This window comes from Dickeya lacustris (genome assembly GCF_029635795.1).
In the GTDB taxonomy this organism is placed as follows: Bacteria; Pseudomonadota; Gammaproteobacteria; order Enterobacterales; family Enterobacteriaceae; genus Dickeya; species Dickeya lacustris.
Genome location: NZ_CP114280.1, coordinates 3,354,364 through 3,368,612 on the forward strand (window position 1 = coordinate 3,354,364; position 14,249 = coordinate 3,368,612).

Sequence of the window (14,249 nt, forward strand, 5' to 3'; positions counted from 1 at the left end):
GCAGCCGGGAGTGCGGGATGAAAACGATTTTGGTGATACTGGACGGCCTGAATTTTCAGGTTGGGCGCGAGGCCATGGGGTATTTGCAGGCGGAGTGCGCCGCCGGGCGCGGTTGTCTGTACCTGATGGAGTGCGAGCTGCCCTCGCTGTCGCGCCCTCTGTATGAGTGCATTCTCAGCGGCGTGACGCCGGTGAGAAGCGGCATTATTCATAACGGCGTTGAGCGTTTAAGCCATGAGCGCAGTATTTTCCATTACGCCCGCGAGGCCGGTTTAACCACCGCAGCGGCGGCCTATCACTGGGTGAGCGAATTGTATAACCGCACGCCGTTTGACGCCGTGCGCGATCGCCATACGGTGGCGCCGTCGCTGCCGATTCAATACGGGCATTTCTACCATGATGACAGCTACCCCGATTCCCATCTGTTTGAGGATGCGGAAAGTCTGCGTCAGCGCTACCAGCCAGACTTTCTGCTGATTCACCCGATGAATATTGATGACGCCGGGCATCGCCACGGTGTGTCCAGCCCGCAGTACCGCAACAAGGCGCGTATGGCCGATGGCTACTTGTCGCACTGGATGCCGCGCTGGCTCGATGAGGGGTATCAGGTGCTGGTGACGGCCGATCACGGCATGAATGATGATCGCAGTCACGGCGGCATCTTGCCGGAGGAACGTCAGGTGCCGCTGTACGTATTCGGTGAGGCGTTTTCACTGCTGCCGCAGGTGGCAGCGCAACAAACCGCGCTGTGCGGCACAGTCTGCCAGATACTCGGTGTAGCGCATGATAAGCCGGTGTGCGATGCACTGCTGGCGGGTTTTGCAAAGGGGGATGCGTGATCAAACGATGGCTGGCGGCGTTGGTGTTGCTGCCGTTTTTAGTGGTGTTTGCCGCTTTTCAGATAGCCCCGCTGCTGTGGATGGCGATCAACAGCTTTTACAGTGAAATGGAAAGCGCCTGGGGGCTGGCTAACTACCGCGATTTGCTCACATCGCCGTTCTATTTACAGGCGATGCGCTTTTCACTGGATATTTCATTTTTCTCAAGCCTGTACGGGTTGATTATCGCGCTGGTTGGCGGCTACTCGCTGCAACAGCTAGGGGAGGGCAGGCTGCGCCGTATGGTGATGTCGTTTGCCAATATGACCAGCAATTTCGCCGGTGTGCCGCTGGCGTTCGCCTTTGTCATCATGCTGGGGTTAAACGGTTTCATCACCCTGCTGCTGCGGCAAAATGGGCTGATTGACGGTTTTAATCTCTACTCCCGCGATGGGCTTATCCTGATTTATACCTATTTTCAGATTCCGCTCGGTATCTTGCTGCTCTATCCGGCGTTTGACGGGCTGCGCAGCGAATGGCAAGAGTCGGCGGCGCTGTTGGGTGCCAGCCGCTGGCGTTACTGGCTGCACATCGGTATTCCGGTGCTGATGCCTGCGCTGCTTGGCACTTTCGTGATTTTGCTGGCGAATGCGCTGGGGGCTTACGCCACGCTATACGCGCTCACCACCGGCAATTTCAACGTGGTGCCGGTGCGCATTGCGGCGCTGGTCTCTGGCGATATTTCATTAGACCCCAATCTCGGCAGCGCGCTATCGATGCTGCTGGTGCTGTTGATGGCGCTGATTACCGCGATGCATCAATGGCTGCTACGCCGGAGTTACCTCCATGCGGCCCGCTAATTTTGTCACCGGAGGTTGCTATGTCGCAAACCGTGTCGCGAACTGAACGCCGTTACCACCTGGCGGTGGTGTGGTTGATATTGCTGATTCTGATACTGCCGCTGCTCGCCACGCTCGGTTATGCGCTGGCGACCGAGTGGGGGGCGACCATTTTGCCCAATGGGTTGACCCTGAGATGGTTTACGGAACTGTGGCTCGATAGCCGCTTTTTGGTCGCGCTGGGCCATTCACTGCTGATTTGCCTGGGCGCGCTGGTGTTCTCGCTGCTGCTGGTGTTACCTGCCATGTTCGTCATTGCCTGGGCGTTTCCGGCGCTCGATGGGCTGATGAACGTGCTGATTTTGCTGCCGTTCGCGGTGCCGCCGGTGGTGTCATCGGTCGGGCTGTTGCAGCTCTATTCTGCCGCGCCGCTGGCGCTGACCGGCACGCCGTGGATTCTTATTGGCTGCTATTTCACCATCGCGCTGCCGTTTATTTACCGCGCTATTGCCAACAACATGCAGGCCATCAACCTGCAAGAGCTGCTGGACGCCGCGCACCTGCTCGGTGCCAGCACCTGGCAAGCGGCGCTGTGGGTGGTGCTGCCTAACCTGCGTAAAGGGGTGATGGTGGCGGTCTTGCTGTCGTTTTCATTCCTGATAGGCGAGTTTGTGTTTGCCAACCTGCTGGCGGGCACTAACTACGAAACCTTGCAGGTCTATCTCTATAACAAACGCAATGACAGCGGGCATTTCACCAGCGCGCTGGTTATCTCCTATTTTCTGGTGGTGCTGCTGGTGACTTGGCTGGCGAATGCGCTGAACCGCAGGCAATAAAAGGGATTCGCTGAATATGGCTTACCTTGATGTGATGAATTTGAATAAGCACTACGGGCCAACCCGGGTGTTTCAGGATATCCACTTTTCGGCGGATGAAGGTGAGTTCGTCACGCTGTTAGGGCCGAGTGGCTGCGGTAAATCGACGCTGCTGCGCTGCCTGGCCGGGTTAACGTCGGTCGATAGCGGCAACATTCTGCTGCAAGGGCGTGACATCGTGCCGCTGTCGCCGCAACAGCGTGATATCGGCATGGTGTTCCAGAACTACGCACTGTTTCCCAACATGACCGTGGAAGGCAATGTGGCGTTTGGCCTGAAGATGCAGAAGCTGCCTGCCGTCGAGATTCACAACCGGGTCGAGGAAGTGCTGGCGCTGGTGGAATTGGGCGATTATGCCCGTCGTTATCCGCATCAGTTGTCCGGCGGCCAGTGTCAGCGCGTGGCGCTGGCCCGTTCGCTGGTGACGCGTCCACGTTTGCTGCTGCTCGATGAACCCCTGTCGGCGTTGGATGCGCGTATTCGTCGCCACCTGCGTGAGCAGATTCGCCGCATCCAGCAGGAACTGAAGCTGACCGCCATTTTCGTTACGCACGATCAAGAAGAGGCGCTGACGTTATCCGATCGTATCGTACTGATGAACAAAGGCGAAATCGTGCAAAACGGCGATGCCGAATCGCTCTACACCCAACCGGCTAACCTGTTCGCCGCTGGATTCATCGGCAGCTATAACCTGTTGAACGCCGACGAAGCAACGAGCCTGACCGGTGGGCAGTTTGCCGGCCAGGTGGCGCTGCGCCCGGAGTCGGTGCGCCTGTGCGCGCCGGAGCAGGGGCTGGCCGGGGAAATCCTTGGCCACAGCCTGCTTGGTAACGTTGTACGCTACCGGGTGCGCATCAGCGGCGTGGCGCTGTCGGTGGATGTGCTCAACCGCTCGGTGGCGGACTTATACCCGGCTGGCAGCCGGGTCGGGGTGCAGATTGACCTCGATGCGCTACGTGAGGTGGCGTAAAAGGGTGTATTTTCAGCGCGGATTAGCTGCCAACGCGTGCTGTAACCTCGCAGGGAATTTTTCGGCAAAGGCAATTAACTGCCCGGTGAATTGCGCCACCAGCGCCGAGGCCGGGCGGTGCAGCGGGCGAATCAGGCTGACGGTAAAGGGAACATCAATACTAAAGCGGCGTACCGCCACTGCGCCGCTGCTGGCGTAATCTACCGCCGTCAGCGGATTAACGATAGACACCCCGACGCCAGCGCGCACCATCGCGCACACCGAGGCGGCGCTGTGGGTATCCAACACCAGCCGCCTGGCAACACCGGCTTGCTCAAACTGTTGGTCAAGCAATTGCCGATAACTGTCGGTGCTGGAGAGGCTGACGAACGGCTGGTCGAGGAAATCCTCCGGCGTCAGCACCGCCTTGCGCGCCAGTGCATGGCCGATAGGCAGTACACAGACCTCGTTGAGTTCCATCAGCGTTTGCCGCTCGGTGCCAGCGGGCGTATTCAGATTTTCCGTTAGCCCCAGATCGTGGCGTTGGGCCGATAACCACTCTTCCAGCAGCGGCGATTCTTGCGGAATGACGTGCAAGTTGAGTTCGGGGTAGCGTGCCAGCAATGGCTGGCACACCTCGGGCAGTAACGACTGGGAGAACACTGGCAGGCAAGCTACCGACAGCGGCGCTTGCCGGAACTGGCGGATATCCTGCGCGGCGTTGATGATGCGCTCCAGCCCGTAATAAGAGTGCTGCACTTCCTCAAATAACTGTAACCCCTGTGCGGTGGGGTGTAATCGCCCGCGAATACGCTCGAACAGCGGCATCTGCACCAGATGCTCGAAGCGTGCCAGCTCGCGGCTGACGGTGGGCTGCGAGGTGTTAAGCAGCACGGCGGCTTCCGTCAGGTTGCCGGTGGTCATCACCGCGTGAAAAATCTCGATGTGGCGCAGGGAGACAGCGGTCATAGGCGGTTCATTCCATATCAAAAATGAATAGAGTCTTTGAAAAAGGATATTGGAATTATAGTGTGCGGGCCAGCACAATTCGGGTTATCTGATAACGTCTCGGTACTCTATCCATGCCACACGATCTGAATAACCTCTCTCATGCGCTAAACGTGCAAAGCCTGCGTGCGCTGCCTGCCCAATTTGGTTGCCCGCTGTGGGCTTATGATGCCGCCACTATCGTTGAGCGCATCGGCCAGTTGCGCCAGTTCGATACCATCCGTTTCGCGCAGAAAGCCTGTTCCAACCTGCATATTCTGGCGTTGATGCGCCAGCAGGGTGTTAAGGTGGATTCGGTGTCGCTTGGCGAAATCGAACGGGCGCTGGCCGCCGGTTTTGAACCGGGCACTGACGCACACGAGATAGTGTTTACCGCCGATGTGCTGGATGACGCCACGCTGCAACGGGTGCATGAGCTGGCTATTCCGGTGAACGCCGGTTCTATCGATATGCTGCATCAACTGGGCGAGCGCTCGCCGGGCCACCCGGTGTGGCTGCGTATTAACCCCGGTTTTGGCCATGGGCACAGCCAGAAGACCAATACCGGCGGTGAAAACAGCAAACACGGTATCTGGTATGCCGATTTACCGCAGGCGCTGGAGGCGTTGAGCCGTTACCGCCTGAAACTCATCGGCGTCCATATGCACATTGGCTCCGGCGTCGATTACCGGCATCTGGAGCAGGTTTGTGAGGCGATGGTGCAGCAGGTGCTGGCCGTCGGGCAGGATCTGGAGGCGATTTCTGCCGGTGGTGGCTTGTCGATTCCCTATCACCACGGCGGCGAGAGTATTGATACCCAACACTATTACGGCCTGTGGAACCGCGCGCGCGAGCAGATTGCCGCTCATCTGGGGCATCCGGTGACATTAGAAATCGAGCCGGGGCGTTTTCTGGTGGCGGAGTCTGGCGTACTGGTGGCGCAGGTGCGTGCGGTAAAAGACATGGGCAGCCGTCATTTCGTGCTGGTGGATGCCGGATTTAGTGACCTGATGCGCCCGGCGATGTACGGCAGTTATCACCACATTACGCTGTTGCCGGGCGACGGGCGTGACCTGAGCCAGTCCGCATTGCACGATACGGTGGTGGCGGGGCCGCTGTGCGAGTCCGGCGATGTGTTCACCCAGCAGGCCGGTGGCGGTGTGGAGACGATAGCCCTGCCATCGGCACAGGTCGGTGACTATTTAGTGTTTCATGATACCGGCGCGTACGGCGCGTCGATGTCGTCCAACTACAACAGTCGCCCGCTGATTGCCGAAGTGCTGTTTGAGCAAGGCCAGCCTAGGCTGATTCGCCGCCGCCAGACGCTGGACGAGCTGCTGGCGCTGGAGCGCGTCTAAGCGCGATGCCGGTACGTCGGCATGCTGAACGTTGACATGCCGTACGTTAGCATGCCGTACGTTAGCATAGCCTTACGCGGCGACTTAGCGGGCATAAGGCCCTTTGCTCACCGATTCACGCAGTCTTAATGTGCCGGTAAAGGGGGCGATCGCGCTGACGGTTTCCCCTTGTGATAATTTCAGCGCCTGCGATATCGCGGCGCTGATCATCTCTTCAATCGGTAAATGTACGGTGGACAGCGCCGGGCGCAGATAAGCGGCGCTGGGGATATCATCAAAGCCGAACAGCGACACATCCGCAGGCAACCGTTTGCCTTGTTCGGATAATGCTTTCATTGCCCCGATGCACATATCGTCATTGCTGCAAAACAGCGCGCTAAAACTCACTTCATGGGCCAGCAGTTCCCGTACCGCCTGATATCCGCCGGGCACCAAATTATCGCCATGGATAACCCGCAGAGGTTCGTATGCGATGCGATGGTGAGCCAGCGCCTGACGATAGCCGACCAGCCGGGCGCGCGCCGTTGGCGTGTTGATGGGGCCAGTGATACAGGCGATTTCACGGTGCCCTTGCTGTACCAGGTAATCGGTCAACTGGAATACCGCCCGCTGTTGCTCAAACCAGACGCAGCGCTCTGGTGCCAGCGGTAAATGCCGGTTGATGACCACGATAGGCACCGCCGAGCGCTCCAGTAGCGCCATCAGCGCGGTATCCGACATATGACGGGTATAGAGCACAATGGCGTCGCAGCGGCGATCGGCCAGTAATTGCACCGCCTGTTGCTCGTCTTCCGGCGTATCGTGGCCGTCGGTGACGATCAGGTGTTTACCGCTGGTTTCGGTGCGTTCTGCGGCGCGGCGCAACAGGCGGCCAAAATAAGGGCCGTCGAAATTGGAGACCACTAACCCAAGGCTGCTGGAACTGCGCTGCGCCAGCGAACGCGCCAGAAAGTTGGGGCGATAGCCCAGCTCTTCCATCGCTTTGAATACGGCATCACGCGTACTTTGCTTCACCTGGCCTGTGCCGTTGAGCACCCGTGATACCGTGGCTTTGGATACGCCGGCATGCCTTGCCACATCAAGCATGGTCATCATCGTTTGTACCTTCCCTGTTTTCCCGAGGTCTGTCACAGCGTTGTGGTTAATCTTGGCCACATACTAGCACACTGGAACGCTATCAGCGGGAGCCGGACGGAATATCCTTACCTTTTGCGACGATAATCAGGCCGATGAGCGGCCGAACAGCTCCTTGCGCAGCAATACCATCTCTTGCGCCAGATCCCGACATAGCATGGCGGTCATCAGGTGATCCTGCGCGTGTACCATGATCAGATTAACCGGCACTTTGCCTTCGCCCTCATCCAGCCCGATCAGCCGGGTCTGGATCTGGTGGGCCGCTTTCGCCGCCTCCTGTGAGGCCAGCAGCTGTGCGTCGGCCTGTGCCCAGTCCTGCGCTCGGGCGGCCTGAATCGCCATCATGGCGCTGGAACGCGCTTCGCCTGCGTTGATCAGCAGTTCCATCACCGTCTGTTCCATATCCAATTCCATCTCATCATCCTATTGGTATGCCAAAATTGGTGTTTTTCATGTTATTGGAATTCCAGTGTTGGCTTGTGAGAACAATGTCACAGAAAAATTATTCGTTTGTTTTATTTTTGGTATGCCAAACGCGAGAGCGCTGAACCTGCCGTCCATCTTCCGCGCGTAACGGCCACTACAGGAGCGGACGCTCCTGATAACAACAACCCCTGAAATACAGGTAAATCAAAGAGGTGGAGTTATGTCATTCCAGGATAGGGCCATCGATTCACTCGGGTCGTTCGCCAACCAGTTCAACAGCCTGAGATACATCATGGCGATCAAAGCCTCGTTCATCACGCTGATGCCGGTGATCATCGTGGGCGCGTTCTCTGTATTGATCTCCAACATGGTGCTGGACCCGAAGAACGGGCTGGCGAGTTTCGCTCTGTTTTCATTTCTGGCACCGCTCAAACCGATCATGAGCGGTATTAACTACGCTACGCTGAACTTCCTCACTATCGGCGCGGTGTTCCTGATAGGCATCGAGCTTGGCAAGATCAACGGCTCTCGTAGCCTGTTCCCCGGCTTGCTGGCGGTGATCTGCTTTATTTCTATTACCCCGACCACCATTGATATGGTGATAAACGGCCAGACGCTGCCGGTGAAAGACGTGCTGGCGCGCCAGTTCTCCGACACCAAGAGCCTGTTTCTCGGCATGTTTATCGCCATTGCGTCGGTGGAAATCTACTCGAAGCTGGAATCGGTAGACCGGCTGCGCATCAAGATGCCAGATAGCGTGCCGCCGAATGTGTCCGCGTCGTTTTCGGCGCTGATCCCGGCGATCATCACCGTCACGCTGGTCGCGACCTTCGGGTTTACCTTCCAGAAAGTGACCGGCATGTACCTGTATGACGCCATCTATATGGTGGTGCAACAGCCGCTGGAGTCGGTCGTGCAGAGCCTGCCGGGGCTGTTGATTCTGATGTTCGTGGCGCAACTGTTCTGGGTTATCGGTATTCACGGTAACCAGATGATCAAACCGATTCGCGAACCGCTGTTGCTAGGGGCGATTGCGGTGAACATGACCGCGTTTGAGCAGGGGCATGAAGTACCGAACATCATCACCATGCCGTTCTGGGACGTGTACATGAGTATCGGCGGGTCTGGGTTGACCATCGGGTTGCTGCTGGCGGTGATGATCGCCTCTAAACGTCGCGAAATGAAAGAGATCGCCAAGATTTCCTTCGGCCCAGGTGTCTTCAACATCAATGAACCGGTGATTTTCGGCATGCCTATCATGCTCAACCCGATTCTGGCTATCCCGTTCATCATCACGCCGCTGGTGACCGGCACCATCGGTTACTTCGCCACCAGCATGGGCTTTGCCGGTAAAGCGGTGGTGATGGTGCCCTGGACTACGCCGCCGTTGATTAACGCCTGGCTGTCTACCGCCGGTTCGATGGGGGCGGTTGCGACACAGGTGGTGTGCATCATCGTCGCCACCCTGATTTACCTGCCGTTTGTCAAAGTGGCGTCTCGTCGTGCTGAGCAGGCGCAGCGTGAGGCGGAGTTAGAGGCCGCGGCACAGGCCAATGCATTGAAATAATGAATGTATTGCAATACTGAATCTAAGGGAGAGCGGTAATGAGCAAGGTATCAATGACCCTGCCTGAGGGCTTTATTCTGGGGGCGGCGGCGTCCGCCTGGCAGACCGAGGGGTGGTCAGGCAAGAAAAACGGGCAGGATTCCTATCTGGACCTGTGGTACAAGCGGGATCGTCAGGTGTGGCACAACGGTTACGGCCCGGCTGTCGCCACCGATTTCTATAACCGCTACCGTGAAGACGTGGCGCTGATGAAGCAGACCGGGCTGACGCACTTTCGTACCTCGATTAACTGGTCGCGCTTCATGCTGGATTATGAAAACGGCGTGGTGGATGAAGAGTACGCCGCTTACATCGATAATCTGATCGACGAAATGCAGCGTGAAGGCATCGAACCGATGCTGTGCTTAGAGCACTATGAGCTCCCGGCGGTGCTGTTCGAGAAATATCAGGGCTGGTCGTCGAAGCAGGTGGTGGAGTGGTTCGTGCAGTACGCCGACGCGGTATTTGCCCGCTACGCCGGTAAGGTCAAACGCTGGTTTACCTTTAATGAGCCGATTGTGGTGCAGACCCGCGTGTATCTGGATGCGGTGCGCTACCCTTATCAGCAGGATACCGGCACCTGGATGCAGTGGAACCACCATAAAAACCTGGCGACGGCCAAAGTGGTGCAACGGTTTCGCGACAAAGGTTACCACCTGCAAGGGGGCAGCATCGGGGTGATCCTGAACCCGGAAGTCACCTATCCGCGCTCCAGTGCCGCGCATGATGTTGAGGCGGCGCGCCTGTATGACCTGTTCTATAACCGAGTCTTTCTCGACCCGGCGCTGAAAGGCGAATACCCGGCGGAATTACTGGCGCTGCTGGAAAAGCATCAGGTGAAGTGGGATTACGACGCGCAAGAGCTGGCGATTATCCGCGCCAATACCGTGGATGAGGTGGGTATTAATCTCTACTACCCGCACCGGGTCAAAGCCCCCAGCCGGGCCTGGAACAGCAACACGCCGTTCCACCCAGCTTACTATTACGAGCATTTCGAATTGCCCGGCCGCCGGATGAATAAGTCGCGCGGTTGGGAGATCAACCCCCGCATTATTTACGACATGGCGATGCGCCTGAAGGATGAATACGGCAACGTGCCCTGGTTTGTGTCGGAAAACGGTATGGGGATTGAAAATGAAGGCCAGTTCAAAGACAGCCACGGCGTGATACAGGACGACTACCGTATTGCGTTTATCGCCGAGCATCTTTACTGGACGCTAAAAGCACGCGAAGACGGTGCCAACTGCCAGGGTTATATGCTGTGGGCGTTTACTGACAATGTGTCGCCGATGAACGCCTTTAAAAACCGTTACGGCCTGATTGAAATCGATCTGGAACACGATCGGCAGCGCAGAGCGAAGAAATCAGCCGGATGGTTCCGACAGGTACGGGACAGCGGCGTGCTGGCGTTCGAACTGGACGATGAAGAGAAATAGGGGGAAAGATGAAACGGATCGTACTGGCCTGCTCAGCAGGCATGTCTACCTCGCTGGTGGTGACCAAAATGGAAAAAGAAGCCGCGGCGCGGGGTATGGAATATCAGATTTACGCTATCCCGGAACAGAACCTGCGTGATGAATTGCAGACTTACGGCAATGACATTATCGCCGTGCTGCTGGGGCCGCAGGTGCGCTTTAAGCTGGCGGAAAACAAAAAACTGACCGACGAGTATCACATTCCTATCGCCGTTATCGACTCGGTGGCCTACGGCACCCTGAACGGTGCAAAGGTACTCGATCAGGCGCTGAGTTTGGTAAACTGAGTCTGATTGCTGTAAACGCGAGCCGGTGTAGGATGACGCACCGGTTCGTGTTTAGGCTGTGGACCTGACGAACGCGGTGTGAAGCCGCAGTGACGATGACGAAAGGAAGCAGCCTGGTATCCGGCCCCGTGTCGGGGCGGCAGCGGTGTTCAATTCTCGGCCGTTCAGGGTGGCATTGTGACGAAGGTTGTGGTTCTACAAGACAGAAAGCAATACCAGGAAATAGGGGGTGACCTGCGGGAGAAAATCCAGCAGGGGGAGTACCCGGTCGGGTCGCGTCTTCCGCCAGAGCGGAATATTGCGGAGACCTATGGCGTAAGCCGTACCATCGTGCGTGAAGCCTTGCTGATGCTGGAGCTGGAAGGAACGGTGGATATCCGCCAGGGGTCCGGGGTGTACGTGTTACGAGTGCCGTCGGCGGAAGAGCCGTCCCCGAACGCGCAAAACCGTATCGGCGCGTTTGAAATGTTGCAGGCGCGCCAACTGCTGGAAAGCAACATTGCCGCGTTTGCCGCCCGCATGGCGACCCGCAATGATATTGATATCCTGCGGCGCACGTTGGAGCAGGAACAGGCGGCTATCGCCGCCAACGATTACCGCAGCGATTTCGATAAAATCTTTCACTTGCAGGTAGCAGGGGCGACCCAAAACCAGATGCTGTTGGAAACTGTCAGCAATATCTGGTCTTGCCGGGACGAAAGCCCTATCTGGCAACAGCTATACAGCCATGTGGGCAACCACGGTTACCGGCTGAAATGGCTGGCGGATCACCAGACGATACTGGCGGCGCTGCGTCGTCGCGACGTCAGCGGGTCGTATCAGGCGATGTGGCAGCATCTGGAAAACGTCAAAACCACACTGATGGAAATTTCGGACGCCGAAGCGCCGGAGTTTGACGGCTACCTGTTCGATTCTGTGCCCATTTTTCAGGGAAAACTGGTCTGACGTATGACGACAATGGAAACTACGCCAACGATAGGATCTCCTGTCTCAATTGGCTATCTGGCGGATTACCCGCATTTCGAGACGCAGGTCGTCGACTGGCTGTGGCAGGCATTTGGCGACGGGCTGAGTCGGGATTTTTTTGCCAGCGTGGTGCACCACAGCATGGACAAGCGCGCGCTGCCGCTGACGTTCGTGGCGCTGGCAGGCGACCAACTGGTCGGTACGGTCGGGCTGTGGCGCTGTGATTTGATAAGCCGTCAGGATTTAACCCCGTGGCTGGCGGCGCTGTATGTGGACGAACGCTACCGTGATCGCGGTCTGGGGGCGGATCTTCAGCGTTTTGTCATCGAATGCAGCCGCGAACGCGGTTTTGACTCTCTCTACCTGTACGCCAGTTTCAGCGGTTACTACGAGCGCCACGGCTGGCGTTACATCGGCGACGCACCCGAATACCCCGATAAACAGGTGCGGTTGTACCACCGCGCGTTAAGGTAATCTGCGCTGTTTGCAAACAGCCTACTGCTATCGTGGATAGTGATTTTTATCCGGTCGGAGAAGGGTTTCGTGCTGGATAACCAGTGTCATTTCTCTGCTATTTCATCGCACGCACGACAAGGAGAGGCTCAAACGCCGCCTCTCCTTGACCACTGGCTAGGGGCTAAACTATGAACCCTGACGGGTTCACCCTTGCGGGCCAGCGCAAGCGCTGTTCCATTTTGCGTTGCAAAATGGTGTGCCACTGGCGCGGTGCCTTCGGTGTTCGCCTTCGCTATTCGGGCCGCCCGTGACGTGCTCCCGGCACGGCACGGGTTTTCGCGGCGTCCTGCCGCTCACCCGGCGAAGTCGCCCGCCTCAGCACAGTTTTTGACGCCGTAAAACCATCACCTTTAGCTAAAGGGGCTTACCAGCATTTGTTACGTCCTAACGTCTCACTACCTAGTGTCCACTATTCAAACTGGCGACGGAGTGGCGGCGAATCAGCGTTGGGTGGAACAGGTTGATGGCGTTGGGCAGCGGCGTGTTGTTGGCCAGCGCCAGCGCCATTTGCGCCGCCTGCGTCGCCATGGCAGTTATCGGATAACGGACGGTGGTCAGGCGCGGGCGCAGGTAGCGCGATAGCAGCACATCATCAAAGCCGATAAGCGACATGTCTCGCGGCACGTCGATACTGTTATCGCTTAATACTGCCAGCGCACCGGCGGCCATCGGATCGTTGTAGCAAGTCAGTGCGGTGATAGGACGCCCCCGTTCCAGCAGGGTGGTCATCGCTTCTTCGCCGCCGGTTTCATCGGGCTCGCCGTAGGCAATCAATTGTTCATCGAGCGTAATACCGTGTTCGGCCAGCGCATCCCGATGCCCGGCCAGGCGGTCTGCGGCATCGGAAATATCGTGCGTGGAGCACAAGATACCGATTTGCCGATGCCCCTGCAAAATCAGGTGCCGGGTGGCAAGCCAGGCACCGTAACGGTTGTCGAGCGCCACGCAGCGTGCCTCATATCCCGGCAGAATCCGGTTAATCAACACCATGCCCGGCGCTTGCGCCATCAGTTGCGATAGCGCGTCATCGCTTAAGGTCTTGGCATGCACCACCAGCGCGGCACAGCGGTGGCGCAGTAATTGCTCAATGGCCTGACGCTCTTTATGCGCCTGATGATAACCGTTGCCAATCAGCAGGAAATTCCCCGTCCGGTACGCTTCCTGCTCGACGGCCTTGACCATGGTGCCGAAAAACGGGTCAGAGACGTCAGACACGACCAGCCCGAGGGTTTCGGTGGACTGCTGCGCCAGGGCGCGGGCGTTGGCATTCGGGTGGTACTGCAACTGCTGCATGGCCTGTAGTACCGCGCTGCGGGCCTGTTCACTGGCCTTTGGCGAATCGTTAATGACGCGAGAGACGGTTGCGACCGATACGCCTGCCAGTCTGGCAACGTCCTTAATGGTGGCCATGAGGTTTCCTGTGCTTGCTGAAGCTCAATGAGAGGGAAAAATGTATCATCTGCCAGAGTGTTACGGAATTGGGCCGTGGCCGCAAGAGGGGGCGATCGCAACTTTGGCTTCCGCTATTTTGGCGTTTGCTATGGCGCGGTATGGGAGGCGAGAACGGCTTGGTCGGCACAGGGTGTTGCACGCAGTGCAATGGGCGAACAGGGGGGGATGAGCCCGATGGTTCGCGCGGATTCATGCCTTTATTACACTCCTCCTGAGAATTTTACAGTTGGTTGCACTTCGAACGTTTATCTTTCGATTATGCGCTAGTTATCCCGCGTCACTCTCTTTAGAGTAACAAGTCCCAGAGGTATTGATGGGTGACAAATCGATGTGTTCTTCACATTGAACCATTCAAATTGCACCAACCTACGCGGATGCGTAGGTTTTTTTTTGCCTGCGTTTTTTATTCTTCTAAAATCATTGCGTTTGACCGAATAGCCCGCCTGTTATATCGCGCTGGCCGCAGGCGTTTTCATGGCGGCTGTCGCCAGGCTTTATGGTATGGTGAGCGCTTTGATACACCCAGACCTGGCAGGGCCGCAGCTAAACTACATCGGGAGA

At 57.4% G+C, this 14,249-nt stretch carries 14 protein-coding genes; 10 read left to right on the plus strand and 4 right to left on the minus strand.

The window, feature by feature from the left end; translation table 11 throughout:
* Positions 1 to 17 precede the first annotated feature (17 nt).
* The 4 genes from O1Q98_RS15140 to O1Q98_RS15155 are packed head-to-tail and all read left to right on the plus strand — an operon-like array spanning position 18 to position 3,502.
* Complete coding sequence (locus tag O1Q98_RS15140; protein ID WP_125260562.1) at positions 18 to 839, plus strand: alkaline phosphatase family protein; 822 nt, start codon at positions 18 to 20, stop codon at positions 837 to 839.
* Positions 836 to 1,678, plus strand: a complete 843-nt coding sequence (locus tag O1Q98_RS15145) for an ABC transporter permease (RefSeq protein ID WP_125260561.1) — start codon at positions 836 to 838, stop codon at positions 1,676 to 1,678. The genes O1Q98_RS15140 and O1Q98_RS15145 overlap by 4 nt, the downstream gene beginning before the upstream one ends.
* Positions 1,679 to 1,698: 20 nt before the next feature.
* Entirely contained in the window at positions 1,699 to 2,493 is a 795-nt protein-coding gene (locus tag O1Q98_RS15150) for an ABC transporter permease (RefSeq protein ID WP_416232428.1), read from the plus strand.
* Positions 2,494 to 2,509: 16 nt separating this feature from the next.
* Positions 2,510 to 3,502, plus strand: coding sequence for an ABC transporter ATP-binding protein (locus O1Q98_RS15155; protein WP_125260560.1), 993 nt, complete (start codon positions 2,510 to 2,512; stop codon positions 3,500 to 3,502).
* 12 nt (positions 3,503 to 3,514) lie between these two features.
* Here the strand turns inward: O1Q98_RS15155 and O1Q98_RS15160 are convergent, their stop codons facing one another.
* A complete protein-coding gene (locus tag O1Q98_RS15160; RefSeq protein ID WP_125260559.1) occupies positions 3,515 to 4,450 on the minus strand; it encodes a LysR family transcriptional regulator in 936 nt (311 codons plus the stop codon).
* A 113-nt stretch (positions 4,451 to 4,563) separates the two neighbouring features.
* On the opposite strand from O1Q98_RS15160, the gene lysA reads away from it, so the two are divergent.
* Positions 4,564 to 5,826 (plus strand): diaminopimelate decarboxylase, encoded by a 1,263-nt coding sequence (lysA, locus tag O1Q98_RS15165; protein WP_125260558.1) that lies wholly within the window; start codon positions 4,564 to 4,566, stop codon positions 5,824 to 5,826.
* An 84-nt stretch (positions 5,827 to 5,910) separates the two neighbouring features.
* Here the strand turns inward: lysA and O1Q98_RS15170 are convergent, their stop codons facing one another.
* Together O1Q98_RS15170 and O1Q98_RS15175 are read right to left on the minus strand one after the other, a co-directional pair.
* Positions 5,911 to 6,921: a LacI family DNA-binding transcriptional regulator gene (locus O1Q98_RS15170; RefSeq protein WP_125260557.1), complete on the minus strand. Its 1,011-nt coding sequence runs from the start codon at positions 6,919 to 6,921 to the stop codon at positions 5,911 to 5,913.
* A 126-nt stretch (positions 6,922 to 7,047) separates the two neighbouring features.
* Entirely contained in the window at positions 7,048 to 7,374 is a 327-nt protein-coding gene (locus O1Q98_RS15175) for a PTS lactose/cellobiose transporter subunit IIA (RefSeq protein WP_125260556.1), read from the minus strand.
* A gap of 232 nt (positions 7,375 to 7,606) precedes the next feature.
* On the opposite strand from O1Q98_RS15175, the gene O1Q98_RS15180 reads away from it, so the two are divergent.
* The 5 genes from O1Q98_RS15180 to O1Q98_RS15200 all read left to right on the plus strand — a co-directional run bounded on the left by O1Q98_RS15180 (position 7,607) and on the right by O1Q98_RS15200 (position 12,194).
* The gene (locus O1Q98_RS15180) at positions 7,607 to 8,953 is read left to right on the plus strand and encodes a PTS sugar transporter subunit IIC (RefSeq protein ID WP_125260555.1); all 1,347 of its coding nucleotides are present in this window, start codon (positions 7,607 to 7,609) and stop codon (positions 8,951 to 8,953) included.
* A gap of 38 nt (positions 8,954 to 8,991) precedes the next feature.
* Complete coding sequence (locus tag O1Q98_RS15185; protein WP_038916773.1) at positions 8,992 to 10,428, plus strand: glycoside hydrolase family 1 protein; 1,437 nt, start codon at positions 8,992 to 8,994, stop codon at positions 10,426 to 10,428.
* An 8-nt stretch (positions 10,429 to 10,436) separates the two neighbouring features.
* Entirely contained in the window at positions 10,437 to 10,754 is a 318-nt protein-coding gene (locus O1Q98_RS15190) for a PTS sugar transporter subunit IIB (RefSeq protein WP_012886041.1), read from the plus strand.
* Between the two features lie 177 nt (positions 10,755 to 10,931).
* A complete protein-coding gene (locus tag O1Q98_RS15195; protein ID WP_019843485.1) occupies positions 10,932 to 11,699 on the plus strand; it encodes an FCD domain-containing protein in 768 nt (255 codons plus the stop codon).
* A 3-nt stretch (positions 11,700 to 11,702) separates the two neighbouring features.
* The gene (locus O1Q98_RS15200; RefSeq protein WP_125260554.1) at positions 11,703 to 12,194 is read left to right on the plus strand and encodes a GNAT family N-acetyltransferase; all 492 of its coding nucleotides are present in this window, start codon (positions 11,703 to 11,705) and stop codon (positions 12,192 to 12,194) included.
* 441 nt (positions 12,195 to 12,635) lie between these two features.
* On the opposite strand, the gene galR is transcribed toward O1Q98_RS15200, so the two are convergent.
* Positions 12,636 to 13,646 (minus strand): HTH-type transcriptional regulator GalR, encoded by a 1,011-nt coding sequence (gene galR, locus O1Q98_RS15205; protein WP_125260553.1) that lies wholly within the window; start codon positions 13,644 to 13,646, stop codon positions 12,636 to 12,638.
* Positions 13,647 to 14,249 lie beyond the last annotated feature (603 nt).

Bases quoted from the DNA above. Each gene is read 5' to 3' on its own strand.
- O1Q98_RS15140 (WP_125260562.1), top strand. From the start codon at position 18: ATGAAAACGATTTTGGTGATACTGGACGGCCTGAATTTTCAGGTTGGG.
- O1Q98_RS15150 (WP_416232428.1), top strand. From the start codon at position 1,699: ATGTCGCAAACCGTGTCGCGAACTGAACGCCGTTACCACCTGGCGGTG.
- O1Q98_RS15155 (WP_125260560.1), top strand. From the start codon at position 2,510: ATGGCTTACCTTGATGTGATGAATTTGAATAAGCACTACGGGCCAACC.
- O1Q98_RS15160 (WP_125260559.1), bottom strand. From the start codon at position 4,450: ATGACCGCTGTCTCCCTGCGCCACATCGAGATTTTTCACGCGGTGATG.
- lysA (WP_125260558.1), top strand. From the start codon at position 4,564: ATGCCACACGATCTGAATAACCTCTCTCATGCGCTAAACGTGCAAAGC.
- O1Q98_RS15170 (WP_125260557.1), bottom strand. From the start codon at position 6,921: ATGATGACCATGCTTGATGTGGCAAGGCATGCCGGCGTATCCAAAGCC.
- O1Q98_RS15175 (WP_125260556.1), bottom strand. From the start codon at position 7,374: ATGGAATTGGATATGGAACAGACGGTGATGGAACTGCTGATCAACGCA.
- O1Q98_RS15180 (WP_125260555.1), top strand. From the start codon at position 7,607: ATGTCATTCCAGGATAGGGCCATCGATTCACTCGGGTCGTTCGCCAAC.
- O1Q98_RS15185 (WP_038916773.1), top strand. From the start codon at position 8,992: ATGAGCAAGGTATCAATGACCCTGCCTGAGGGCTTTATTCTGGGGGCG.
- O1Q98_RS15190 (WP_012886041.1), top strand. From the start codon at position 10,437: ATGAAACGGATCGTACTGGCCTGCTCAGCAGGCATGTCTACCTCGCTG.
- O1Q98_RS15200 (WP_125260554.1), top strand. From the start codon at position 11,703: ATGACGACAATGGAAACTACGCCAACGATAGGATCTCCTGTCTCAATT.
- galR (WP_125260553.1), bottom strand. From the start codon at position 13,646: ATGGCCACCATTAAGGACGTTGCCAGACTGGCAGGCGTATCGGTCGCA.